This is a genomic window from Mucilaginibacter sp. 320_HR, assembly GCF_059691875.1.
The window spans coordinates 798,902-824,945 of record NZ_JCAWAI010000001.1 but is presented as its reverse complement, the minus strand read 5'-3'; the positions used below and the strand labels follow the sequence as shown (position 1 = coordinate 824,945).

At 43.0% G+C, this 26,044-nt stretch carries 24 protein-coding genes; 19 read left to right on the top strand and 5 right to left on the bottom strand.

What is annotated here, in order from left to right:
- Positions 1–72 precede the first annotated feature (72 nt).
- Together AC59GT_RS03690 and AC59GT_RS03685 are read right to left on the bottom strand one after the other, a co-directional pair.
- Entirely contained in the window at positions 73–1,263 is a 1,191-nt protein-coding gene (locus tag AC59GT_RS03690; RefSeq protein WP_497236376.1) for a phosphoglycerate kinase, read from the bottom strand.
- 98 nt (positions 1,264–1,361) lie between these two features.
- Positions 1,362–1,796: a GNAT family N-acetyltransferase gene (locus AC59GT_RS03685; RefSeq protein ID WP_497236375.1), complete on the bottom strand. Its 435-nt coding sequence runs from the start codon at positions 1,794–1,796 to the stop codon at positions 1,362–1,364.
- A 180-nt stretch (positions 1,797–1,976) separates the two neighbouring features.
- On the opposite strand from AC59GT_RS03685, the gene AC59GT_RS03680 reads away from it, so the two are divergent.
- A complete protein-coding gene (locus AC59GT_RS03680; protein ID WP_497236374.1) occupies positions 1,977–2,570 on the top strand; it encodes a hypothetical protein in 594 nt (197 codons plus the stop codon).
- A gap of 9 nt (positions 2,571–2,579) precedes the next feature.
- Here the strand turns inward: AC59GT_RS03680 and gap are convergent, their stop codons facing one another.
- From gap to AC59GT_RS03665, 3 genes are all read right to left on the bottom strand, one after another.
- Entirely contained in the window at positions 2,580–3,575 is a 996-nt protein-coding gene (gene gap, locus AC59GT_RS03675; protein WP_497236373.1) for a type I glyceraldehyde-3-phosphate dehydrogenase, read from the bottom strand.
- A gap of 55 nt (positions 3,576–3,630) precedes the next feature.
- Positions 3,631–4,683: an MraY family glycosyltransferase gene (locus tag AC59GT_RS03670; RefSeq protein WP_497236372.1), complete on the bottom strand. Its 1,053-nt coding sequence runs from the start codon at positions 4,681–4,683 to the stop codon at positions 3,631–3,633.
- Positions 4,684–4,800: 117 nt separating this feature from the next.
- A complete protein-coding gene (locus AC59GT_RS03665) occupies positions 4,801–5,568 on the bottom strand; it encodes a glycosyltransferase family 2 protein (protein ID WP_497236371.1) in 768 nt (255 codons plus the stop codon).
- A gap of 51 nt (positions 5,569–5,619) precedes the next feature.
- On the opposite strand from AC59GT_RS03665, the gene AC59GT_RS03660 reads away from it, so the two are divergent.
- The 18 genes from AC59GT_RS03660 to AC59GT_RS03575 all read left to right on the top strand — a co-directional run bounded on the left by AC59GT_RS03660 (position 5,620) and on the right by AC59GT_RS03575 (position 26,027).
- Positions 5,620–6,411: a polysaccharide biosynthesis/export family protein gene (locus tag AC59GT_RS03660; RefSeq protein WP_497236370.1), complete on the top strand. Its 792-nt coding sequence runs from the start codon at positions 5,620–5,622 to the stop codon at positions 6,409–6,411.
- Positions 6,412–8,835, top strand: a complete 2,424-nt coding sequence (locus tag AC59GT_RS03655; protein ID WP_497236369.1) for a GumC family protein — start codon at positions 6,412–6,414, stop codon at positions 8,833–8,835. It begins immediately after the preceding gene.
- Positions 8,836–8,849: 14 nt separating this feature from the next.
- Positions 8,850–9,365, top strand: a complete 516-nt coding sequence (locus AC59GT_RS03650; RefSeq protein ID WP_497236368.1) for a UpxY family transcription antiterminator — start codon at positions 8,850–8,852, stop codon at positions 9,363–9,365.
- A 103-nt stretch (positions 9,366–9,468) separates the two neighbouring features.
- Positions 9,469–11,253, top strand: coding sequence for an asparagine synthase (glutamine-hydrolyzing) (asnB, locus tag AC59GT_RS03645; protein WP_497236367.1), 1,785 nt, complete (start codon positions 9,469–9,471; stop codon positions 11,251–11,253).
- Entirely contained in the window at positions 11,246–12,364 is a 1,119-nt protein-coding gene (locus AC59GT_RS03640) for a glycosyltransferase family 4 protein (protein WP_497236366.1), read from the top strand. Before asnB ends, AC59GT_RS03640 begins: the two co-directional genes overlap by 8 nt.
- A 17-nt stretch (positions 12,365–12,381) precedes the next feature.
- A complete protein-coding gene (locus AC59GT_RS03635) occupies positions 12,382–13,656 on the top strand; it encodes an ABC transporter ATP-binding protein (protein WP_497236365.1) in 1,275 nt (424 codons plus the stop codon).
- A 34-nt stretch (positions 13,657–13,690) separates the two neighbouring features.
- The gene (locus AC59GT_RS03630) at positions 13,691–14,587 is read left to right on the top strand and encodes an exostosin domain-containing protein (RefSeq protein ID WP_497236364.1); all 897 of its coding nucleotides are present in this window, start codon (positions 13,691–13,693) and stop codon (positions 14,585–14,587) included.
- Complete coding sequence (locus tag AC59GT_RS03625) at positions 14,571–15,809, top strand: acyltransferase family protein (protein ID WP_497236363.1); 1,239 nt, start codon at positions 14,571–14,573, stop codon at positions 15,807–15,809. The genes AC59GT_RS03630 and AC59GT_RS03625 overlap by 17 nt, the downstream gene beginning before the upstream one ends.
- Positions 15,760–16,731: a glycosyltransferase family 2 protein gene (locus AC59GT_RS03620; RefSeq protein WP_497236362.1), complete on the top strand. Its 972-nt coding sequence runs from the start codon at positions 15,760–15,762 to the stop codon at positions 16,729–16,731. The genes AC59GT_RS03625 and AC59GT_RS03620 overlap by 50 nt, the downstream gene beginning before the upstream one ends.
- Entirely contained in the window at positions 16,728–17,582 is an 855-nt protein-coding gene (locus tag AC59GT_RS03615; protein WP_497236361.1) for an alpha-1,2-fucosyltransferase, read from the top strand. The genes AC59GT_RS03620 and AC59GT_RS03615 overlap by 4 nt, the downstream gene beginning before the upstream one ends.
- Positions 17,579–18,268 (top strand): FkbM family methyltransferase, encoded by a 690-nt coding sequence (locus tag AC59GT_RS03610; RefSeq protein ID WP_497236360.1) that lies wholly within the window; start codon positions 17,579–17,581, stop codon positions 18,266–18,268. The genes AC59GT_RS03615 and AC59GT_RS03610 overlap by 4 nt, the downstream gene beginning before the upstream one ends.
- A complete protein-coding gene (locus AC59GT_RS03605; RefSeq protein WP_497236359.1) occupies positions 18,265–19,992 on the top strand; it encodes a methyltransferase, TIGR04325 family in 1,728 nt (575 codons plus the stop codon). Before AC59GT_RS03610 ends, AC59GT_RS03605 begins: the two co-directional genes overlap by 4 nt.
- A complete protein-coding gene (locus AC59GT_RS03600) occupies positions 19,982–21,004 on the top strand; it encodes a glycosyl transferase (protein ID WP_497236358.1) in 1,023 nt (340 codons plus the stop codon). Before AC59GT_RS03605 ends, AC59GT_RS03600 begins: the two co-directional genes overlap by 11 nt.
- Positions 21,001–21,891: a glycosyltransferase gene (locus AC59GT_RS03595; RefSeq protein WP_497236357.1), complete on the top strand. Its 891-nt coding sequence runs from the start codon at positions 21,001–21,003 to the stop codon at positions 21,889–21,891. Before AC59GT_RS03600 ends, AC59GT_RS03595 begins: the two co-directional genes overlap by 4 nt.
- Positions 21,888–22,880, top strand: a complete 993-nt coding sequence (locus AC59GT_RS03590) for a glycosyltransferase family 10 domain-containing protein (protein WP_497236356.1) — start codon at positions 21,888–21,890, stop codon at positions 22,878–22,880. Before AC59GT_RS03595 ends, AC59GT_RS03590 begins: the two co-directional genes overlap by 4 nt.
- Positions 22,864–23,838 (top strand): glycosyltransferase family 2 protein, encoded by a 975-nt coding sequence (locus AC59GT_RS03585; protein ID WP_497236355.1) that lies wholly within the window; start codon positions 22,864–22,866, stop codon positions 23,836–23,838. The genes AC59GT_RS03590 and AC59GT_RS03585 overlap by 17 nt, the downstream gene beginning before the upstream one ends.
- Positions 23,828–24,961: a glycosyltransferase family 61 protein gene (locus AC59GT_RS03580; protein ID WP_497236354.1), complete on the top strand. Its 1,134-nt coding sequence runs from the start codon at positions 23,828–23,830 to the stop codon at positions 24,959–24,961. The genes AC59GT_RS03585 and AC59GT_RS03580 overlap by 11 nt, the downstream gene beginning before the upstream one ends.
- Positions 24,954–26,027 (top strand): acyltransferase family protein, encoded by a 1,074-nt coding sequence (locus AC59GT_RS03575; RefSeq protein ID WP_497236353.1) that lies wholly within the window; start codon positions 24,954–24,956, stop codon positions 26,025–26,027. Before AC59GT_RS03580 ends, AC59GT_RS03575 begins: the two co-directional genes overlap by 8 nt.
- The last annotated feature ends 17 nt before the right edge of the window (positions 26,028–26,044 follow it).

Below are 26,044 nucleotides of genomic sequence, written 5' to 3'. Positions count from 1 at the left end.
TGGTCAGAGATAAAAAAAGAGCAGCAAATAAGAAAGCCCCTACGCGGGGCTTCTTTATAAATGATGCTTATGCTATTCGTTAATAGCTTTAACGCCCGGCAATTCTTTCCCTTCCATGTATTCCAGCAGTGCACCACCGCCGGTTGATACGTAACTTACGTCTTCGGTCATGTCAAACTTAGCAACTGCCGCGGCAGAATCGCCGCCGCCTATCAGCGAGAAGGCACCGTTGTCAGTAGCCTTTGCTACAGCCTCGGCAATCGCTTTAGTACCTACCAGAAACTTCTCCATTTCAAATACACCCATCGGGCCGTTCCATAAAATGGTTTTAGATTCTTCTACTACCTTGCTGAACAAAGCAACAGTTTCAGGGCCAATATCCAGCCCCATCCAGCCATCAGGTATCTGGCCTGTTTTGGCGGTGTTTGTGTTGGCATTGTTATTAAAATCATCGGCAATAACATTATCTACCGGCAATAAAAGGTTCACACCTTTTTCTTTAGCCTTTTGTTTAAGGCTTGTAGCGAGGTCAAGCTTATCTGCCTCTACCAATGATGTACCTATGTTGCCGCCATCAGCCTTGGCAAATGTATAAGCCATACCACCGCCAATAATAAGGTTATCAACTTTATCCAACAGCTTTTCAATTAGCAAGATCTTGTCAGATACCTTTGATCCACCCATAATAGCAGTGAATGGTTTTGCAGCGCCGTTCAATATCTTCTCTGCATTGGTAAGTTCGGCTGCCATCAGGTAACCGAAGTATTTAGCGTTGGGGAAGAACTGTGCTATGATAGCAGTTGATGCATGCGCGCGGTGTGCTGTACCAAAAGCGTCATTCACGTATATATCACCAAGCTTTGACAGTTTCTCGGCAAAATCTTTATCGCCCTTTTCCTCTTCTTTGTAGAAACGCAGGTTTTCCAGCAATAAAATTTCGCCTTTGTCCAGCGCTTTTGCTTTCTCTATAGCTTGTTCGCCAACGCAGTCATCAGCAAACTCTACTTGCTGGCCCAAAAGGTCAGACAGGTGTGGTACAATGTGTTTTAAAGAATATTTATCAGTAGGACCGTCTTTTGGTCTGCCCAGGTGCGACATCAATATTACAGCACCGCCATCCTTTAGTATCTTCTTTATGGTTGGCAAAGCGGCGGTCATGCGGTTATCATCGGTAATGTTAAAATCGCCGTCCAGCGGAACGTTGAAGTCTACCCGGATAAGCGCTTTTTTACCGTTGAAGGTTATCTGATCAATGGTTTTCATATTGTTAAATGTAAATTGATGAATGGGCGGCAAATTGTACAAATTTATTCTAAAACCCAACCCTAAATTCAAAAAGCAGCGGTGTTTGGCTTAAAATTTCATTGTATTTTAACATACATTACATAGTGCGGCCCAATGCCCGGCACCTCAAACTCCGGCGAGATGATCTCGAACCCCGTTCCCATATAAAACTTCACGGCTACCTTGCGCGCATTACACCACAGGTAATTTACTTTTTGGCCCCTAAGGTAAGTAATGGCAAAGTTAACCAGCATGTTTCCGTATCCTTTACCACGATGCGCAGGTGCGGTTGCCATACCGCGCAACTGGTAAGCTTTCCCATCATAACCTTTATACCCTACCGGGTGAAAAGATGCCACACAAACCAACTCTTCACCCACAAAATACCCAAGATGGAATGATCCTTCGGCATCATCATTTTCAAACCGGCATTCGTCAAGCGTAAGCCGCCCATCGCGCAATACCTCGTTGCGTAATGGCAAAACATCATTGGCTGTAACAAACCTTATCATGTCACAAAGATGGAAAAGATTCTACAGTTTGGGGTCTAATTACCCTATACTAAAGCACCTATACACACAACTTTGCTTAATTATATTAAAAGTAACACGACCAGACTACCTATAACCACCGGATAACCGGCGCAAACGGGGCATGCCTATTGCCTTTATAGATATAAATCTACCAAGAAAATGAAAAACATAATTGTAATTCTATTTATTTCTGCAGCTTTAGTAAGCTGCCAAAAGTTTACAGATGTAAACCCCAATGTGCCGAAAGATAATACAAGCATTAAAACCCCAACAGGCGTTTTAACACCTATTAAACTGGATATAGCCGATCAGGTAGTGTATACCAGCGTGAGCCATGATACTCTTTATTTAAAGTATACCGAGACAGTTACTTTTATATTGAACCCAGACGATTATAAAAAATCTTCAGCAGTACGATTTAAGGAAGATTTTTCTAAGTCAATACTTGCTAACTATAGCTTCACCAATGTTAACAATGGCCAGATATCAACCGATTATCTGCACGACAATTTGAATAATGTTACGCTTAAATCTGCCTCAACAGTAACTATTGAGGGAGTTAAGTATACAAAGTTGGTGCTAGAGCGAGACATAAAATTTTCAAAGGCTTACAAGCAAACCGGCCTTGCCTCTGAAGCGCAAAAGAACGTTTTAACGAAAACCGCTGATGTAATAAGCTTTTCGTCTTACTACTATATTAACAACAAAAACTCTGATGTTACTCAAGCCATAGCAAAGGTCATTTACAAGTAACCCTTTGTGCTAGTTAAGGCGGGATATTTTTTCTACCAGATCTGCCAAACGGCTAGAGTAGCCCATCTCGTTATCATACCAGCCAACAACCTTAACCAGCCCGCCAACAATGGAAGTTAACTGCGCATCAAAAATGCAGCTATGCGGGTTGTCCAATATGTCGGTGGAAACAATAGGGTCTTCGGTGTATTCTAAAACGTTCTCCATCGGCCCATTGGCAGCTGCCTTAAAGGCTTTGTTAATCTCTTCAACTGTCGGGAGCTTTTTCAAGCTGCAGGTAAAGTCAGTAAGAGAGCCGTTCAGCACCGGCACGCGTATGCCTGCACCACCAAGATGCCCATCCAAATGAGGAAATATAGCGGTAATAGCTTTAGCGGCACCGGTTGTAGTAGGGATGATAGAGGCCGATGCGGCCCTTGCACGGCGAAGGTCCTTATGAGGCGCATCATGCAGGTTCTGGTCGCCAGTCATGGAGTGTACCGTGGTGATATAGCCATCGGTAATGCCCCAGTTATCGTCTAGTATCTTCACCATCGCAGCAACATTGTTGGTGGTACAAGATGCATTCGACAATATGGGCGACCGCAGGTCTACCTCATCATCATTAACGCCCAGCACAACGGTAGGTACAGTTTTATTTGATGGCGGAGCGGAAATAATTACCTGCCTGGCACCAGCTGCAAGGTGCTTTGCAGCGCCCTCTTCGGAGATAAACTTACCTGTAGATTCTATTACCAGGTCAATCTCCAGTTCTTTCCATGGTAAGTTTTGCGGATCTTTCTCCTGGTATGTTCTTATCGCGAGATCGTTTATGAACAGGTGCCCCTCACCTGCGCTTACCGCACCCTTAAACCCGCGGTGTACAGAATCGTACTTGAACAGGTGCGCCAGGGTTTGCGTATCTGCCAGATCGTTAACGGCTACAACTTCTATATTGCTGCGGGTTAGGATGGTACGTAAAAATATACGCCCTATACGGCCAAACCCATTTATTGCTATCCTCATGACTTAAAATCAGGATGCAAAATTAGAAAATATAGATTAGAATAGCTTATAGAGCTTAGGCGAACAAAAAGCGGATAGTAAAGCGTTCCCTTTCGCGGCAACGCAGGCAAAAGGTAATGCCCCAGTTAAATAACAGCGAGATGCCAAATATTACGCCCATTAAAGCAAAGTTGCCAATGAAACTAAACCTCAGCACCATTACTATGGTAATAATATTAATGCATGCCAATATAAAGGTAGTTTGCAAATGGTTAAACCCAAGCCTAAGCATACGATGGTGAATGTGGTTGCGATCGGCACCGAAAGGAGATGTACCCTTAGCAATGCGTAAGATAAACACTCTCAAAGTATCAAAAATAGGCCCGATAAGAATAGCGAAAGCAACTGCAGGGGCAGAATATATAGCAGGGGAATTATTAGCGGTAAATTTATTGGCCTCTATAAACTGTAGCGCCATTACAGCCGATATCAAACCGATGAGCAATGAGCCCGTATCGCCCATGAATATTTTAGCGGGCGTAATATTGAACCGGAGAAAACCAATTACTGCCCCAACAATTGCGAGGGAAATGGCTGCCAGTTCGTAATGCTTCATGTAGACAAAGAGGATAGTAAACGTTCCGTTTACTATTACACAGGTAGTGCCGGCAAGTCCGTCTATGCCATCTATAAGATTGAATGCATTAACGATGAGCATGATAAACAATATAGATATGGCGGCGCTTTCGAAGTAGCTGAGGTCATATACCCCAAAAACGCCGTAAAGGCTGGTTAAGCGGATATCGCCAAGCAACACCAACAGGGCACCTACGAAAAACTGGATAACGAATTTTGTGCTGGGATTAACACCGGATAGATCGTCCTTCAAGCCCATTGCAAAAAGGATGATACTTGACGTAAGGATATAGGTTAGCGGAACGCTTTTATCAACCATGCTGAAAATAAGCAGTGTAAGATTAAAGCTGGCAAAAATAGCTACCCCTCCAAGCCTGGGTATACCATGGTCATGCTGCTTGCGGAAATGGCCAACATCATCATAAAGGTGACGGGTGCGTGCAACATGTAAAATTGATGGGATGGAGAGTAATGTTGTCAGAATTGAAAACACTACTATACAGAGATAGTATAAATAATGAATATTAAAATATTCGGGCATAAAATATAAAAGTTAGGGGATCTTGTTATATCTCTGTTTCATCGCAAATATAATTATATTAATTTGGATTTAAAAAAATTGCCGCAGTTTTGTTGTTCTTTTAAGAACTAAAGCCAACAAGCTGTATCTCAGCTTGTTTCTAGTCATTGCTTTATAATCCAATACCAACACTTTCAATCGTTGCAGCAATGAAGCGTTACTAATGCCCCCTACCAACATATAGATAAATACCCTTGGTATATATGTAATACTTATTTGCTTTAAATGAACAAACCGCAGCATTAATTCATAATCCGCTGCTGACCCAAAACGCTGATCGTAATTACCATAAATAGAATAAAGCTGTCTTTTGCAATAGAAAGTGGGATGCGGCGGCATCCATCCTTTGTTAAACAACCCTTGGACGTATTCTCCGGATTTCCATTTACGAAAAACTTCGCCATTAAGTTTCAAATAAGTTAAATCCGCATAAATGGCATCTGAATAAGTGTTTTCAAATGTATGAGCTATATCTGCGAGAACATTTCCATCAGCAAAAACATCGTCGGCATTTAGCATTCCTATAACATCGCCAGTCGCCAGTGCAATCCCCTTGTTCATGGCGTCGTATATACCACCGTCCGGCTCAGATACCACAATGCTGATATGCTCGCTGTATCGGTTTACAATAGCCATGGTACCATCAGTAGAAGCACCATCTATGATGATATATTCGATATTTGGATACCGCTGAACCAAAACGGACTTAATAGCACGCTCAACAGTATCTTCGGCGTTAAAACAAACGGTAACAACGGTAATCTTTATTTGATGCACGGTTAAAATTAAATTTTTCAACCGTAAAAACGTATTTTTGAATTCGCTGACTCATAACTAGCAGCAAGCTTTATGCGTTTTAGATATTCTTTTTACGTTTTATCTGTACTATTTTTTTGTGTCTCCTGCTCTTACCGGCAAAGTCAGGCTTTGTTTGAAAACAAAGGTGCTACTACTGTTTTACGCGACACATCTGCTGCAAGCAACTTTCCTGTTAAGAGTACCTATCGTATACAACCCCGAGACATTTTACAAATAAGGAACCTTCAAAACATAAAGTATATAGTAGACGATGTGGCCCAAAGCTCGTCTGGCGTATCAGGTAGCGGCACCGCAGGCCAGGGCCAAACGTTTGAAGTTGATGAAGACGGAACGGTTGCGCTACCAGCAATTGGGCATATAGCAGTAAGTGGCCTTACCCGCGTAGAGGCTACCCGTAAAATTGAAAGCCTTTATCGTAAGGAACTTTTAAAAGATCCTATTATTGAGCTTAAGATTACTAATCTTAAGGTAACCATTTTTGGTGAGAGCGTGGCCCAAGGAAACTTCCCGTTATTAAAAGATAATACCACTTTGGTGGAAATGATTGGCCAGGCCGGTGGACTGACTAAAAGCGCGAATGAGAAAAATGTCAAGATTATACGAGGAACGGGTACAAACAAAAGCGTTACCGAAATAGACCTTAGCGATATACGCTCCATATCAGACCCAAGAGCGATATTACAAAATGGCGATATCATTTACATTGCACAAAATAAACGCGCAATACGCAGCGATAAATTGCAGAATATAAATACTTACGCGCAGCCAGTTACCTTATTACTAAGTACAGCTTTAATTATCTATTCGCTGAGCCGGCAATAAATGGAAGAGACCAATAATATAACGCAACGACTGCCTAACCAGGAAATAGACTACTTTAAAATTGGCAGGATACTTATAAGCCGTTGGTACTGGGTGGTGGGATCTTTGGCGGTTTTTACCATATGGTCTTACGTGTACCTATGGTATACGCCTAAAATTTATTCTACCGCCGGCACCATGAAACTGGAGGACCGTAAATCTGAAATAGGCGACCTGGCAAATGTGGTTTCGGCTTCTGACAGGGGGCAGTCAAGAATACAAAGCGAGACATCTGTACTGCAAAGTCATGACGTGATCCTGAATGCTGTTACCGATTTGAACTACCCCGTAAGCTTTTACGTAGAAGGGCGTGTGCGCACCAGCGAGCTTTACCCCCAAAAACCGCTTACAATAGATAAGATACAGTTTGACAGTCTCAACTTCTTCAGAGATATTATTACGTTTAAGCCTGTAAATCGTACATCATACAACTTAAATTACAAGCTCAACGGGAAAGAGGCATCTGCCAATTACAATTATAATACGCCGGTAACGGTTGGGCCAACTACATTTAGTATAAAGTATCCGGATAACATCAATAAAAACTCGGTGCTGCTGTTTAAATTTAATGCGCCTGAGGACTTTGTAGGTCGGGTTCGCGGTGGATTACGTGCAAGCGAAACAGTAAAGAACTCTAACATCCTTTCCGTACAGATGACTGATGCTAATCCGCAATTCGCTGCAGATGTACTGAATGCGGTAATGAAGGAGTACCTTATATACGATCGCAACCGTAAAACGCAGTCAGCTTCGCAAATGATCAACTTTATAGATGATCAGCTAAAGTATTTGTCAAGTGAAGTAAAAGGCTCAGAAAAATCCATCCAATCCTTTAAGCAAAAGAACAGGCTAATGGAAGTAAGCGCCGCCGCTGACGCAGCGCTGGACAAGGCTAAAGACCTGGAGTCGCAACAAGCTGTACTTAAGCTTCAATTACTGGCCATAAACGAGACCAAGGAAAACATCAGTAAAGAGAAGAACAATGTAAACCTCAACTTCGACGCAGGAAGCGGACAGGTTGATCCCAATTTGCTAACGTTAATTAGCAAGCTTGATGGTTTGCTTAACCAGCGTACCGACCTCCTGAAAACGTATAATTATAATTCACAACCGGTACAAGATATAAACAAGGCAATTCTGCAGGTAAAGAATACTGCTATAAACAGCTTAAACTCTGCTTATAATACTGTTAAAAGAAATCTTGATTTTATAGCATCGCAACTGGGCCAGGTAAACCAGCAAATATCCGTGCTACCCGGTGCAGAACGCGACTTGGTAAGCCTCCGCCGTGATTTTGAGATAAACGAAAAGGTTTACTCCTTTTTATCCGAAAAGAAGCTGGAAGCCCAGATCAGCCGTTCCGGCATCTTACCGGGTGCAACTATAATTGAACAAGCGCAGCCGAACTACTCACCGGTATCGCCTAACGAGCATGATATACATCGCACAGCCATCATCTTCGGATTGGCAGTTGGGTTAGGGCTCATTGTTCTTATCCGAGTGTTAAATCCATACATATACGATAAGGAGACTATAGAAAGCCTCACAACCATTCCTATTATTGGTGTTATAAGAAAATTCCCGTCTACGTTAGATGAAGACAACATCCAGGTTCTAGCCATAAATCGCCCAAAGTCGATATTTGCTGAATCTGTGCGGTCAGTAAGAACCAACTTAAACTTTATTGCTGCGGAAAAAGACAGTAAAGTTATCTGTATTACGTCAGAAGTGGCAGGAGAGGGCAAGTCTTTTGTGGCAACCAACCTGGCAAGCACACTTTCATTAATTGATAAAAAGGTAATATTGATAGGTGCCGATCTGAGGCGTTCCAAACTGCACAAAACCTTTAAGGTACCCAATGAAAAGGGATTAAGTAATTACCTTTCACATCAAACTACACTGGACGAGATCATCCTACATTCGGAGCAGGATAATCTTGATTTCATTGTGTCGGGCCCGGTTCCGCCAAATCCGTCAGAACTCTTGCATACTCAACAACTGAGAGACATGATCGATCTGCTTAAAACCAGGTACGATGTGATAATGGTAGACACAGCACCTATTGGCCTGGTGTCTGACGCGATACCAATTATAAGAATCAGTGATATAAACATCTTTGTTATTCGTTCGGGTAAGTCAAAATACTACGCTGCTACTGTACCACAACGGATAGCACAGGAGTACCACTTAGATAATACCGTGATAGTTTTAAATGCCTTCGAAGAAGATTTATTGCATTCGAGATACTACACAACCAAATTTACAGGTGATTATAGTACCAGGTACTATTATTACTCAGACTATAGCAGCGGGTACCAGGCATCCGGCTATTATGTGGATGACGAGAAAAAGAAGTGGTGGGACTTTAAACACTGGTTTAAGTAGATCTTCTTTACCATATGGCTATAAATACCGATGCGGGCGTGTTGAAATGGTACCCGGTATACACACATCCTAGGGCCGAGAAAAAAGCTTTCAGCGCTCTGGTAGATAAGGGAATAGAGGCTTACCTGCCGCTGCAAAAGAAGTTGAAACAATGGAGCGACAGAAAGAAGTGGGTAGAGGAGCCACTTTTAAAATCCTACATCTTTGTGCGGATAACCAATAACCACCAAGCCGATGTTTTGATGAGCCGCGGCATTGCGAGGTTTATCTATTTCTCAGGCAAAGTAGCAACTATGCCCGACAGGCAAATAGAGGAACTTAAGTTATTAATGGCAAGCTCTCTGGACCTGGAAATAACTGAAGAGGATTTACAGCCTGGGGAAAAAATTAAAGTAAAGGCCGGGCCTTTAAAAGGCTTAACCGGCGAAATTATATCCTACCGTTCGCAAAAACAGTTATTATTACGGTTAGAAGGTATTGGCTGCTCCATTATAGTTAATGTTGCGGCCGCTTTTATTAACAGGCTATAGCTGTTTTTGAAATACTATTCAATTAGTTTTAACTAATTGAATTTCAATAAGTTACTAATACATAGTGTGACTTACGGGGCGAAGCTATGGAGAAACCGCAAACATGTGCAGGATAGCAGGACTAATAGCTGAAGGGCTTAATCAGTCGCAAATAAGGGCTTCTGTGACGGCTATGTGTAATACTATGCAGCATGGCGGTCCGGACGATGAGGGGATATATGAAGATGAGAGCGCAGGCTTGGCTTTCGGGCACCGAAGGCTGTCTATTATTGATTTAAGCAAAAATGGCCATCAACCTATGACAGACCCGCATAATAGGGTTTGGATTACATTTAATGGCGAAATATACAATTATCGCGAGTTAAGGGCAAATCTGGAACGGTCGGGAGTAACCTTTAATACACAAACAGACACAGAAGTACTAATACAAGTTTATTGTAAATGGGGAACATCCGGATTCAATAAACTACGAGGAATTTTTGCTTTTGCCCTGTACGATTCGGTGAAATTTGAGACCTACCTTGTACGCGATTCCAGTGGTGTAAAACCACTGTATTACTCATCAAATAGGCAGCGCCTTGCATTTGCATCAGAGATCAAAGCGTTTAAAGCTGCAGGCATTGCCACACAACCAAATACGGTTTGGCCTGTTTTATTGTTAGCTTACGGCCATATTCCTGAGCCACAAACCACACTGAAAGACGTATACAGCTTGCCCAAAGGACATTACTTGTGCAGGAACAAAAACGGAATTGTTAAACTTGAGAAATATACGTGTGAAGTAATTAGCGACCAGATTTCAACTATCAACGACGCAGAAGATGGTATACGGCAATTGCTTAATGCTTCGGTAAAAAGACAATTATTATCAGACGCCCCAATCGGTGTTTTCCTGAGCGGTGGAATAGACTCATCTATCCTGTCATTGCTGGCCAATGAAGAAGGGGGTGAACAGCTTAAAACGATCTCCATTTTCTTTAATGAAAAACAATACAACGAACGGAAGTATCAAAATGCAGTACTGAAAAAAATAGCCGGTAATAACAACACGCACCTGGTAACCGAAAAAGATTTCAGCAAGCATTTCCCCGATATACTTACCGCTATGGATATGCCTACTACTGATGGTATAAATAGCTGGTTCATAAGCAAATATGCCCATGATACCGGTTTAAAGGCTGTACTATCAGGTATTGGGGCGGATGAACTTTTTGGAGGGTACCCATCGTTCAAAAGAATTCGTTTCATTAAGCAATTAAGACGATTTCAAGCCTCACTGTTGCTAAAAACGAGTCGCCTTAGCATTGGCAATTTTAAACGGTTGTCATATCTTGCTTATGATCATTCGGCAGCAGATTACCTTTTCTTACGCGGACTTTACACCATCAGTGATATAGCGCTGATATTGAATATAAATCAGGCTGAGGTAAGTCAGATCCTCTTTGATCAGAATACTAATTCACGATCCGGAAATTACGATAAACTACATGCCGCCTGGTACGAAACAAACATGTACATGCAAAATCAGCTACTACGCGATACTGATGTAATGAGCATGTGCCATGGGCTTGAAGTAAGAGTTCCGTTTTTAGACGAAGATTTACAGGCTTTCACATCCAATATTGACCCGGCGATACGATTTGAAAAAGGCCGGCCAAAACAGCTGTTAATTGATAGTTTTAAAGACATCTTGCCTCAAGCTGTGTGGAACAGGCCCAAAATGGGCTTTACTTTTCCGCTTCAGCAATGGATGAAAAACAATCCGGATGTGGTTAACACCGGGAGATACAAAGGAAGCTTTGCTAAGACAACAATAGAAGGTTTTAAATCAGGTAAAACTCATTGGTCACAAGCATTTGCGCTTTACCAGGTACAAGCTAATGTCTAAGAAAGTGATCTTATTAAGCCTGCAAACTTTCTGCGCCACCGGTGGCATACAAAAAATGACACGTACGATGGCGCACTCCCTTCAGCAAATCTGCGTAGAAAAAGGATGGAAGTTAAGGCTACTATCCCTTTATGATTCTGATTACGACCTGCAGCAACAATACATAAAGGCAGAAAACTTCAGGGGATTTCAAAAAAATAAATTTGGCTTTATTTTAAGTATTCTATCAACCGTAAACAATGGTGATACGCTTATCCTCAGTCACGTAAACTTTGCAATAATTGGCTTGTTGATTAAAATTTTTAAGCCTAAAGCCGATGTCTGGCTTATTGCACATGGTATTGAAGTTTGGCGGCCGTTTTCTGCCCAACGCAAATTATTTCTTAAATACTGTGATAAAATTGTTAGTGTAAGCGAGTACACACAAAACGAAATGATAAAACGGCATAACGTTGATCCGTTGAAGTGTGTTGTTCTCAACAATGCTATAGACTCTTTTATAAACATCCCTAAAGAGATTTCTAAACCCCAAAACCTACTTGGCCGATATCGCATTAACAAGCAAACACCAGTTGTATTTACGCTAACCCGCCTGGCATCCAGTGAAAAATATAAAGGTTACGATACTTTGATTGCCACTATAGGTAAGTTAAAGGCGAAGTTCCCTGATGTTAGATACATTCTTTCAGGCAAGTACGACCAAAAAGAAGGGCAGCGGGTAAAGGACCTTATTGCAGAGCACGGTGTTATGGATAATGTTATACTTACCGGCTTTATTGATGAGCGTGAGCTGGCAGACCATTTCCTGCTTGCAGATCTGTTTGTGCTGCCCAGCAAGAAAGAAGGATTTGGAATAGTATTTATAGAAGCACTTGCCTGCGGCCTGCCTGTAATTTGCGGCAATGCAGATGGCAGCGTAGATGCCGTCCGGAATGGGGAGCTAGGTATAGCCATAAATCCCGATAACCCCGAAGAATTAGAATTAGAGATTTCAAAATATCTTTCAAATCCGCTGAATACCAACGAGCGAAAGGCATTGCAGCAGAAATGCCTGCAATACTTCAGCGAAGACGCGTATAGAAAAAAGCTGCAAACCTTGTTAGCTCGTTAACCTAACTATTCTCATAAATGCCTCCGGTAATAAAGGTCAAAAACTTATCTAAAGCATATCAACTGGGTACATTTGGTACAGGCACCATATCGCGTGATCTGGAGCGTTATTGGGCGCGTATTCGAGGTAAAGATGATCCCTTTCTTAAAATTGGAGAAGTAAACGACCGCACCACCAAAGGTCAAAGCGATATGGTGTGGAGCCTTAAAGATCTGAACTTTAACATAGAACAAGGGGATGCTGTAGGCATTATCGGCCGTAATGGGGCTGGTAAGAGCACCTTGCTAAAAATATTAAGCCGCATCACCTCTCCCACTACTGGTACGGTAAAGGTAAAAGGAAGAGTAGCCAGCTTACTTGAGGTAGGCACGGGCTTTCATCCCGAATTAAGCGGAAGGGAGAACATATACCTCAACGGTGCTATACTGGGTATGCGTAAAGCCGAGATCAAGCGAAAGTTTGACGAGATAGTAGACTTTGCAGGTGTTGAGCGCTATATAGATACACCTGTAAAACGTTACTCATCAGGAATGTACGTGCGCCTGGCATTTGCTGTAGCCGCTCACCTTGAATCAGAGATACTGGTGATTGATGAGGTACTTGCAGTAGGCGACGCGGAATTTCAGAAAAAATGCCTTGGAAAGATGGGTGATGTAAGCCGCGGAGAGGGCCGTACGGTGCTATTTGTTTCTCACAACATGGGCAGCATACTACAGCTATGCAACACCAGTATGCTACTCAACAACGGCAAAATCATGTTTATTGGCTCTACTGAGGCAACTGTTAAAACTTACATGAGCAGCGCCATTACCGACAGATCGGGCATTAAGGCCATCGGCACATTGAAGGACACCATAAAAGTAACATCGCTTACTGTAAATGAGACCCCAATTGATGCTCTGTTAATGCCACATGATGAGGTACTTATCAAAGTTAATTACGAGTGTACCAAGCTGTTAAAAGAATTCAGGATTTCAATTAACGTGTTTAAAGAGGGTACAACAGTGCTCACCACACACGATCTGGAAATTGGCCGGGCAATTGAACCGGGCACGTACCAGTCGACCATCAGGATACCGGCTTTCTTCCTGCGCCCGGGTGGGTACACCCTCGCGGTTGGGGGACACAACTCTAATTTTAAAAACCTCACCATCGAAAACCTGGAGTGGTTTTACATTCCGGATATCAGTGCTTTTGAAATCCTGGAAGCCTGGAGCGAAAACTTTGATTTTAACAACAAGGGCCTTATAAATCTGCCGAATACAGGTGGGAAACGCACTTTTCTGGGTTGAAAGCCATACCAAAACCTTCAGAAACCACACTTTTTTGAAAGTCTATATTCTTGATGCGCCTGCGTTTTTACAGCCCGATCATCAACGGTTAAAATACCCGTCGCACAACCGTGATTACGGCATAGAACAGGACTTTGAAATTTGGCTGAGCAAACAAAAACACCTGCTCACCCCCGACCCTGCTGAGGCTACATGGCACTACCTGCCGGTGTATTGGACGCGCTGGCACATCAACCACAATTTCGCGGCGCATGGCGAAGGCTTGGCAGAATTACAGTCGGCAGTGAACAATGTCATTATAGATGACAAGCGCACCTTCACTATAACCCAGTTCGATGGCGGCACATTGGTTAACCTTTGCAAAGCAACGGAATTTACCGCCGCACGGACCATAAACGCAGGTATAGATGTACCGATACTTTGCAGTCCGCATCGTAAGCCGTTCATCATGCCGTCAAAAACTTACTTAGCAAGTTTTAACGGGTCGTTTGACACGCACCCTATCAGGGTACAAATGAAAGAAAGATACACGGGCAGCAGCGATGTTATTGTTGGCGGAAGCCTGCCTACCAGGTTTTACAAACGCTGGTTTTGGGCCATGAATTATAACCTGAACACCATGGCGTCGTACATAGCGTTGTGCCCAAGAGGAACCAGCTGTAATTCGTACCGGTTTTTTGAGGCGATGCAGTTAGGCACAGCGCCCTGCCTTGTTGGCGATGCAGATGTACGTCCCTTTAAAAATTTTATTCCCTGGGACGAGATAAGCTACTACGCAGCCAACGTTGATGAACTGGATAATATCCTCACGTCCATTAACAAAACAGAAGCTTTGGAAAAAGGGCGCAAGGCTTACCAGCACTGGAAGAATGAACTCTACTACCAGCAATGGTGCAAATACGTGATAAAAGAACTTGAGCGCCTCGCTTAAAAAGTCAGATTACTTGCCAGGACTGGATGGCATACGCGCTGTAGCTGCCATACTGGTGATCATGACCCATTGGCCAAACAATTCCCTTTCATTAAAATTTGGTTGGATTGGTGTCAATATTTTCTTTGTGCTGTCAGGCTTTCTAATAACGCGCATATTAGTGAACGAAAAGCCGAGGCCTTTTAAACAGTACATCGGTAATTTCTTTTATAAACGCATGCTGCGCATATTCCCGGTATATTATCTTTTTATTGCCGTTACCGCTGCCGTTCTTTTTATTGTCCGCTATACCATACCACAGTTAGCAGGTAACGAAATTATTGGCTCAGGTATTAACGCACTTAAAAATGCCTGGCCCAGCTACCTTACTTACACCTATAATATACGCCTTAACCTGCGGTATTTTTTCCACTGGGATGATACATCTAACCAGTTCTTTGGTCATCTATGGTCGCTATCGCTGGAAGAGCAGTTCTACCTTGTCTTCCCTTTTGTTGTTTACTTTACCAGCATCGCCACGCTGAAGAAAATAATTTTAGGCTTAATTGTTTTATGCCCGCTTATACGGCTGTGGACTGCTATCTATGGAGTAGGCATGGTAACTGACAAATACTGGCTTGGTGAATTGCTGTACACCAACACCCTATGCCAGGCCGATGCACTGGCTATGGGCGCAGCGCTTGCTATATTTCCTTTTGCGTTACAACACCCTCATCGCAACTTCCTTATAGCAGCGTTTGTTTGGTTAGGTGTTGGGCTAACGTGTTTGTATTTTCTAAGGAAAGCCGGGTATTTTCTTGTAGAGGGAAAAAGCTTTGGGTATGACTTCCCGGGCTTTTGGTTTGACGAAAAGACGCCACATTTCCTAATCAACATCCGTGCCGCCTACCAGTATACCCTTGTCAATATTTTGGCGGTTTGCCTGGTTGCACCAGCGGTTATTAAAAAACCATTATTTCCGGCTATCCTGCAGTCAAAACCAATAGCCTACCTGGGCAAAATATCCTATGGCATATACCTGTTCCATAATCCGCTTATTGCCATTTTTATGACTGGTGGTGTATTCTTTGGCGGATGGTTCAAGCTAACAGAAAACCCATTGGTGCACATATTTCTTTTTATCTTGTACATGATCATATTGGTGGGACTTGCGCACCTCAGCTATAAATACTTTGAACAAAAGATCATCAGCAGGTACAAAACAAGAACAGTTGGTGTCTAACATTTCATTTTTCATCCCCGCTTATAACTGTGCTGCTACAATAGCGGAATCGGTCAGTTCAATAATGGAGACCAACTTTGCTGAGGGCGATGAACTGATTATTGTAAACGACTCTGCTACGGATAACACTGCCGAAGTACTGCTTACATTAAAATCAAAATACCCCGCCATACAGGTTTACGAACATAAAAGGAACAAAGGCGGTGCCGCTGCACGCAATACTGCTGTAGAGAACTCGGCCAACGATCTCCTGTTTTGTCTTGATGCCGATAATGTACTTGCGCCGGATTCCATTGCGGCATTAAAGCAGTACCTGGCAGAGACCGGTGCCGATGTAGCTTCGTTTCAGTACCAGCACTTTTTCCTTACTGATATTAATAAACCGGAATACGTATGGTCGCTGCCCGAAGGGGTGTTCGACATCAACGGTTACCTTGGTGGCGAAAACACACCCGGACAGCATGGCAACTACCTGTTCACTAAAGAAAGCTGGATAAAAGCCGGCGGGTATGCAGAAGGTACCGGCGCGCTGGATACCTGGACCTTTGGTGCGCGGCAAGCCATAGCCGGTGCCAAAGCCGTGGTGCTTAAAAATTCGTTCTACTACCACAGGCTGGATTATGAGAACTCTTACTGGATGCGCGATGCCGAGGCGAACCTCTGGTCGGTATCTGTAAAAGCTACGTATGGGCTCACCCCTTTCTTCGACAGGATTGATGAAGATTTTTTGAAATATATGCTGGGTAAAGGCAGGTACACCTGGTTTCACACCCGCAGTAAAAAACCGCTGAAGCTGGTAGATAAAGACGAAAAAGCCGCCTTCTACAAAAAGCTGCATAAGAAAATAGTAAAGCGTATTTACCCCAAACCAACATTGTTGCACCGCGGCATAAATAAAATTAAAAGGACCTTAACAAAATGATTGCTGTGGAACTGGAAGGACGACTTGGCAATCAGTTATTTCAATACGCATTTATTTATGCAACAGCCCGCAGACTTAACGTTAGGTTCTACCTGGATAAAAGTGTGGCAGAGTTTATCCCGGCTCAGTATTTCAACCTTAAGCATGATGCCTTACGGCCGCTTGACGAAGGCCTGTTTGCCATCACAGGATTTAAGAACATCTTCCTGTTTCATCTTAAAAGGCGTTTTTATCGTTTGTTAAATTCCGTCTTCCTCAACAGCCAGCAAATGGTAATTGGCAACAACGAGGAACCCGCAGTTGCTATAGAAAAACTGCAAGATAAAAGAATGTATAAGGGTTACTTTCAATCGGAACAATACTTTGAGGAAGTGAAGGCGGACGTGAAACAATTGCTAACAATTAAACCCTCATACCGGCAGGAGTTTGAACGGATATTATCAGGACTTAAAGCCGGGCCAAAAGCTGTTATACATATCAGGCGGGGCGACTACACCGAATTGAATATGGCGCTTCCAATCAGCTACTATAAAAAAGCTTTAAGCCATATAGCCGATAATAACATGCAGCACGTCTTTATTAGCGATGATCCCGGCTTTGTAGAAAAGGAATTTGCATTTGTGAAGAACAAATACATCTCCACTCATAACGAAATTACGGACCTGCAATTTCTGATGAATGCGGATGTTTGTGTACTATCCGGAAGTTCATTCAGTTGGTGGGGGGCCTGGCTCAACAACAAACCGGGCAAAGTGGTATACGCCCCTAAAAACTGGCTCGGATATAACACTGATCAAGAGTATCCTACAGGAATCTCCTATAATCAACCTATAAACTGGATAACCGCATGAAGCAGTTCTTGAGAAAATTGCTTGCCAGCATACTTACAGCTACTTTCGGGCGCCAGAAACTTCTATTCCTGCTTGGTGAACCGGAGGACCATGCGCTACTCGGCTTTAAACGGGACGGCTACCTGCATGATATTGGTTGGGTAAACTCTATAGCGAACAACGCCATTATAGATGTTACCGGCCAGCCACTCCCCTGGGTTACTTACCCATTCATTCACTTTATAACGCCAAGGCTGCAGGAAACCTTTGCGCTTTTTGAATTTGGAAGCGGCAACTCTACCCTCTACTACAGCAAGAGAGTTGCACAGGTAGACAGCGTAGAGAACGACCGGCATTGGTACGAAAAGATCAGGAACACCATGCCTGTAAATGTTAATATTTTTTATTGCGAGATGGAAGCAGGCGGCAGGTATAGCCGTTACGCACTGGAAACTGAAAAGAAATATGATGTTGTTATAGTAGACGGACGCGACCGTGTAAATTGCTGCAAGAACAGCATCCCTGCCTTAACAGAGAACGGAATTATTGTGTTGGACGATTCAGAAAGAGCAGAGTATATCGAGGGTACAGATCACCTAAAAGCTGTCGGATTTAAGCAGCTGGATTTTTGGGGATTGGCCCCTGGTGTGACCTATCTAAAGTGCACCAGCATATTTTACAGGGACAATAATTGCCTTAAAATTTGATATCGTTAGCCCCGATTGTTCTTTTTGTTTATGGCCGCCCTGAACACACCCGCAAGGTGCTGACTGCATTGGCAGCTAACGAGCTTGCAAATGATTCGACCCTGTACATTTTTGCTGATGGGCCGAAGCATGACGCGGATGCGGAAGCACTAAAGAATATTGAAGAAACACGCAAAGTTATAAGGGAGAAGCAATGGTGCGGGGAAGTTTTCATCACCGAGTCTGTCGCCAACAAGGGATTGGCGGGTTCTGTTATTTCCGGTGTTACCCAGGTGGTAAATAAACATGGCGCTGTAATCGTCTTGGAAGATGATCTGATCACTTCCAGGTACTTCCTGCGCTTTATGAATGATGCACTTACAACTTACCGTGAAGAGCAAAATGTGTTGAGCATTGGGGCGCTCAACTTTTTCGCTACTGACGATGCCGTAAGTGACACGTTTTTTGTACCTATACCCGATTGCTGGGGCTGGGCGAGCTGGGCCGACAGGTGGCAGCTATTTGAGCCTAACCCTCAAAAACTCTTAAATCAGCTTAGGGAGCAAGGGCTTATAAGTAAATTCAACCTCTACGGTGCTTACCGCTTTGAAGACATGCTGATTGACCAGATACAAGGCAATATCAACTCATGGGCTATACGCTGGCAGGCAGTGGCCTACCTGGAAAATAAACTAAGCTTGTATCCAAAATATTCGGTTACTAAAAACATTGGCTTCGGCAAGGGTGCTACCCACGGCGGGAACGACCGGTATACTGGTAAGATAAAGTTTGCCGAAGCGCCTGTAAAGGTGAATAAACTCCTTGTTGCAGAAAATGAATCTATCACGCAAAAAATGATAGAGGGATATCGTGAGATTACCTTACCGTCCCAAAAAGCAAAGGCAAAACAAGCCATTCGCGAACAGGTAAAACAACTCATCCCACCGGGACTTAGCAGTTTGTACAGGAAAGCAGGCCCACGCAAGGGAAGTTCAGTAACATGGGCCGGTAATTACAAAAACTGGGAAGAAGCGCAAAAAGAAACATCCGGATATGACGATGCTTCCATCCTACAAAAAACAAAAGCGGCCATACTAAAGGTGAAGAACGGCGAGGCGGCCGGTGAGCGCGATTCGGTATTGTTTGATAAAGTCCCTTATAGCTGGCCGGTAATCGCCGGTCTGCTAAAAGCAACCGCAGAGAACGGCAACAAGCTAAACGTGATAGACTTCGGAGGTGCCTTAGGTTCCAGCTATTTTCAGTTTAAAGCCATAGCGCCAATGGGTGCTAAGCTGCAATGGACGGTAGTAGAGCAATCTGCTTACGTGGACCTCGGCAGTGCGGATGTAGCAGATGGAGTATTAAATTTCGCATACTCCATTGACGAGGCACTGCAAAACAACAAGGCAAACGTATTGCTGCTGTCCAGCGTGCTGCAATATCTGTCGGATCCATTCAGCTTTATAGCTACGCTCCTGTCTTATAACATCAAGTATGTTTTGGTAGACCGCACATCATTTATAGCTGGTAACGAACAGCGCCTGACCATACAAAACGTACCATCGAGCATTTACCAGGCATCATATCCCTGCTGGTTCTTTAATGAGGAGGAATTCACATCTACTTTTAAAAAACAGTATCAACTTATTGCTGACTTTGACAGCCATATAGATTATGCTACGAAAGCTGATGACGGTACACAGCTCTATTGGAGGGGCTTTTTATTTCAACTGAATGAAGCTTAATTTTTGCACATTGTTCAATACCGCGTACCTAGCTAAAGGTATTGCGCTGTATGAATCGCTACAGCAGCAATGCGCTTCCTTTCACTTATATATTGTTGCTTTTGATGCTAAAACGTATCGAATATTAACAGAGCTGGCGTACCCCGATGCAACTGTAATCAGCCTGGATCAACTGGAGAGCAATGAACTGCTGGCTGTAAAGCAGGGTCGCTCCATTGCCGAATACTGCTGGACATGCACCCCGGCAACCGTGAGATATTGCTTAGATAACTACAACCTTGATCATTGCACTTACCTGGACGCAGACCTTTACTTCTACTCGGACCCAACGACGCTGATCAAGGATATGGGCGAAAATTCAGTATTGATTACACCCCATAACTACCATCCTATATATGACCAAAGTGCCGCAGCGGGCATATACTGTGTTCAATTTGTCAGTTTCAAAAATACAGTTGACGGTAATATCGTATTAAACTGGTGGCTGCAAGCATGCCTAAACTGGTGTTATGCCCGGTACGAAGACGGCAAGATGGGCGATCAAAAATACCTGGATAGCTGGCCTTATATGTTTAATGGCGTATATATCTGCCGCAATGCCGAAGCCGGCCTTGCCCCTTGGAACGCACTTAATTATACCTATACGGAAAACAACGGCAACCTACAGGTAAATGGTCACAAGTTGGTGTTCTACCACTTTCACGACCTTAAATACCTTTCCAACGGCAGGTGGTTTTTAGGCGGATATAATTTACCAGCCGACGTAATAGAAAAGGTTTATAAACCATACCTCGCAAGGCTAGAAAGTATAAATAAAACTATAAACGAACAATACCCGGGAACAGACAGCCTTAACGCCCTTGATGTGCAAAAAGTGAATGCATTAAGCAGCAAGTACAAACTAGGCATTTATATAATGGACCTGAAAAAATCCGCACGGCAGTTCTTTTCAGATGTATTCTTTGCTTCAAAAAGAAAGTATTACCAAAAGAACTACATTAAAATAGATTGATCGCGCTGTCTTACATTATTGCAACCCGTAACCGCCTGCCGTTCCTCCGTATTACCCTGGAACGGTTGATGAGTAATCTGAAACCCGGGGAAGAGATTGTGGTAGTAGATGGCAACAGTATCGATGGCAGCAAAGAATACCTGCAAGGATTGTATGCTGACGGCCGTATACAGCAGTTTATATCCGAGTCGGACAAAAATCAGGCACACGGGTGGAACAAAGCAATGTTGATGGCTCGTGGCGAGATCATCAAGAAAATAATAGACGACGATGTATTCTGTTACGCCGCCATTCGCCAATGCAAAGCTTATATGCTGCAACATTCGGAAGTGGATGTCGTGATCTCTAATGACCTTGGCTCATCACTTACCGATCCGGTGCGAATAGATAAGTACAGCCGCCTGCCGCAATTCAGCAAATGGCAGCAAGGCGACGTACCATCCTTTACCTTTGGCGACGTGCACATGCTGATCCGGCGAAGCGCTTTGGCCTATGTAGGATTATATAACACCGCCTTTGTTATGATGGACTGGGAGTATTCGTTGCGCATTAGTTATCTTAAAGCCAGAATCATCTATTATACAGGCTGCAACGCGTTAAGCGTAGCGCATGAACAATCGGTAACTTTTCAAAAGAACCAACAATTAATTCAAGATCAGGGGAAATTAGGCATGCTGATGTATAACTACGCCGGTGACGGTGCGGAGATAAGCAACTGGTCTAAACTCAAGATTTTCGCGGGCAAGAAGCTTTATGGTAAAACACAAAGCGCTTCGCAACAAGCCGCACTAAACGCTGATACTCTTAAAGAAATCTACAATAGCTATTACCTGTACATAGATGATTGCAACATGCAGGATAGCTTTGAATTTATCTCCGGAACATGAATCGTTTGATAAAGCTACGATTTCAAAACGGCCTTAACTTCAGCGATTTTAAACGTGATGTATTTGACGTTAATGGAGTTACCAAACTCTTTGATTTTGAAGAAGCAGTACATCCGGACTTTGTTATATTCGGCCCTTATGGTAATGACCTGCCTCCAAAGGGCAATTATAAACGCATAGGGTATTATTGTGAAAACATAAAGCCTGATCTTTCTATCTGCGAGTATGCGTTTGGTGTTCCAAGGGAAGAGGAGGTGAAGAACAGCAAATATACACGTATTCAATGGCATGGTACCCGGCCAGAAGACCTGCTTAAACCGGCTAATTACAACGCAGAAAAGATATTATCACAAAAAACCGGCTTCTGTAATTTTCTGTATTCACATCGGGTACCCTACCGCGAGGAATTCTTTAAGCAACTGTCTAAATACAAAAAAGTTGATGCCCCGGGGAAATCCATGAACAATATGGGCAGCATTGATGAAAAGTACACCGGGAGCATGTGGGAACGTAAGCGCCGATTTTTAGGTGAATACAAGTTTACCATTGCCTTTGAAAATGACGTTTACCCAGGTTATCAAACAGAAAAACTTTACGACGCGATGCGCTCCGACAGTATGGCTGTTTACTGTGGAGACCCTTACGTTGGTGAGATATTTAACACAGCAAGCTTCCTTAACATTACCGAGTACATGCGGAAGGACTGGATCAACTCCAAGCTTTCAAGCTGGGGCCAAATGGATTTTGAAGATATTCGCCCGCAGTTTTTAAGTGGCCCTGTCCACCGCATTAAAAGAAAATTGAAGTCGTACGCCCGTGAAAAGAAATACCGTAAACCGGACTTCTCTGCAGTGATCGATAGCATAATAGAACTGGATAACAACCCTGAACTTTATTTAAAATATCTGAGTGCACCGTGGTTAAAGCAAAATACCGTGCATACATCGCAGGAAAAATGGGCTGAGATCTTTAATGATGTTGAGGCCTAAAGTATCGATAATTATTCCGGCTTATAACGCTGCTGAATACTTGCGCGAAACCATTGAAAGTGCACTTGCTCAAACTTGGCTGAATAAAGAGGTGATCGTAGTCGATAATAATTCTGTTGACAATACCTATAACATAGCTGCGAATTTTGGCAGCGCTATACAACTGTTAAAAGAAGCTAACACCGGTGCGAGCTTTTCACGAAATACAGGGCTGTCAGTTGCCACTGGTGATTACATTCAGTTTTTGGACGCGGATGATCTGCTGGCAGTCGATAAAATAGAGCTCCAAATTAACCGTATAAAGCACATGATGGGAACAATAGCATATGGGCAACACATCAATTTTATCAGCAATGACGATAAGCTAACCAATCAACCTGAAAGCTATCTGTCTGCCGACTATCAAAGAGGTGCGGACCTGCTTTTCGACTTATACGGTGGCAACGACAAAACTTTTGCAGGCGGGATGATCCCGCAGCATAGCTGGCTAGTGCCCCGTTCCGTAGTTGACGATGCTGGGTTATGGAATACAATGCTGACAGTCGATGACGATGGCGAGTTCTTTTGCAGGGTTGTTTTGAGGTCGTCTGGTATCAAATACGTGCAGGATTCAGTATGTTACTACCGCAGGCACAAGCACCAAAACAACCTGAGTGCCCAAAAAAAAGGCTCCACAATGCAGAGCGCGTTCAGATCGATAAGATTAAAACGACAGCATATTAGCGATTCTAAAATAGATAAGTTGCTAGCCAATCAGGCTATGCATTTGCTGAGTAATGCTTATCCCTCCCACCCCGAGCTATGTGGTGAAATTGAGCATTTCATAAAAGAGATGGGGGGCGCTACCTGGTTACCGTATCAGGAAGGCTTGCACAAACAATTGAGAAAATTATTAGGCTGGAAAGCTGTAAGACTGCTTAGCTATTACAAAAACGGCGGGCACAAGAATGAACTTTAGCTCGCTTAAAAATATTGCTAAGCAATTCCCTTTTGTTTACCCTGCCCGGCTTGTTAGTTCAATTAAGGAATGGATAGATCGGGAAAATGCAAAAAGCGGAGTTTACAAAAGTGTACGCAACCATTCTTATTTACAGCTTGAAGAAAGTGAGCACCACACGCACGCTCTACCGGACGGTAAAGATAGCGATAAACAAAAATTTAGCTCAAATTCGTTCTATCAAACTGCCCCAGGCTATTTACATAATATTAAAGACTGTTACTTGTACAAAAAGAATGGTCTAGTGCTCAGCCGCCGGAACGAATTATTTACTGAGTTCACGCATAACTTTAATATAAGTTCTCTTCGAAAATTTATCATCAGGCACCCATTTTTCACGTTTTCTACAAACGTGAAAAAAATATCGGGCACAGGTGCAGTATTAGTATCGCCACAAAGCCATAACTATTATCACTGGTTGTTTGATGTACTGCCAAGAATCAAACTCTATGAGTCGGTCCATGAGCAAATTGATTGCTACTGCATTTCATCAGCGGTTCCTGAAAAATTCCTGGAGATTTTAACATTGTTCGGAATATCCAAAGAAAGAATACTACTTGTAAATAACCATGTTAAGCTGCATTTTGATAACTTATTTCTGGCATCGTTGCCGGGGAGTGAAGGCCGAACACCTGGCTGGGCAGTTAAATATTTGCGCGGAGTACTACTAAATACTAACATAACAACTACAACCAGTAGGAAAATATATTTAAAAAGGGGTTACAATGCCGAACGCAAAGTGCTTAACGAAGCAGAAGTCATTGTTCTACTGCAAAAGGAAGGCTTCGAGATAGTAGACCCTGATATATTAAGCATTGCAGAACAAGTCGCGCTAATGCAAGCTGCTTCTGTTGTGGTAGGTGTACATTCCGCCGCTCTGGCAAATACCTTATTCGCCAAAGAGGGTACTACCGTGATCGAAATATTTTCTCCGGATTATTTTCGCACCGATTGCTATTTCACCCTCGCACGCATGTTAAAGCTTAACTATCATTACATGAAAGGCGCAAAGCCGCAAAACGCTGAATGGGGCAACATCATCGTTGATTTAAACGAGTTGAAAGCTGTTTTACACAATGATTAAAAAGGGGGCTTTGATATCCATTGATCTTTTAAGAGCTGTAGCCGCTTTAGGAGTGTTCTATTATCATCAGCATATAGGATTGTTGCTTGCCAAGTACACGAGGTGGCAGGCAGTAGCGCTTACAGACAATTTCGGTGCAACTTACGCGGTTCCGCTTTTCTTTTTGCTTAGTGGATACTGCATTCATCTTTCAAATCTGAAATATCTGCAAGCCAACAAACCGCTGGCCTTAAAAGAGTATTACATAGCTCGTTTTCTACGGATTTATCCTCCGTATCTCTTTGCATTACTGTTTGCCATAGCTGTCCAATATTTCACTTATGGTAAGTCGCCCAGTACCGGTGATTTTTTATGGCACCTGTTAGCCCTTCAAGGATTTAGCAGCGCATACTTTAACACCATTAATGCGGTGTTATGGACTATTACTGTAGAAATCGCTTTCTACTTAATTTATCCATTGTTTTATGCGGTCAGGCAAAAGGGTTCGCTTACCACGGCATTAATATTTACCTTTATAGTAAGCGTAACAAGCATAATCATCTGTTCATACCACGATAGTCTAACTTTCCCAAAACGCTTTTTGATAACCAACCTTTGGTTTGCCTGGTGCTGGGGTGCGTACCTTGCAGATAATGATCAACCCTTACGTTTGCACCTGCAAAAACCTTGGTTTTTAGCCTTTAATCTACTGGTGATAGTGGCTTTTGCAGCAATACGGATTATTCCAAATAACTTGCCCATCGTGTTTGATCAATTGAACATTCTTATATGGACATTGCCGTTCTTATGGGTTGTATCCAACGAGCAGTGGATTCGTTCGCATTCCAGTTTGCCGGTGCGGATTTTAAGTGCTATTGGCTTGTCAAGCTATTCACTTTACCTACTTCATCAACCATTAATTATATTAAAAAATTATTTAACGCATCGCTTTGTACCAGAGCCGCTGCAATTACTGGTACTATCAGCCGGGATAATAGCCATACCTGCCATTTGCTGGTTAAGTTTCAAATACATAGAAAAGCCTTTTACCAAAAGAAAAAAAGTTCTTGCCACAGCAGCCGCTTAATGTACTTACCCTAGCTA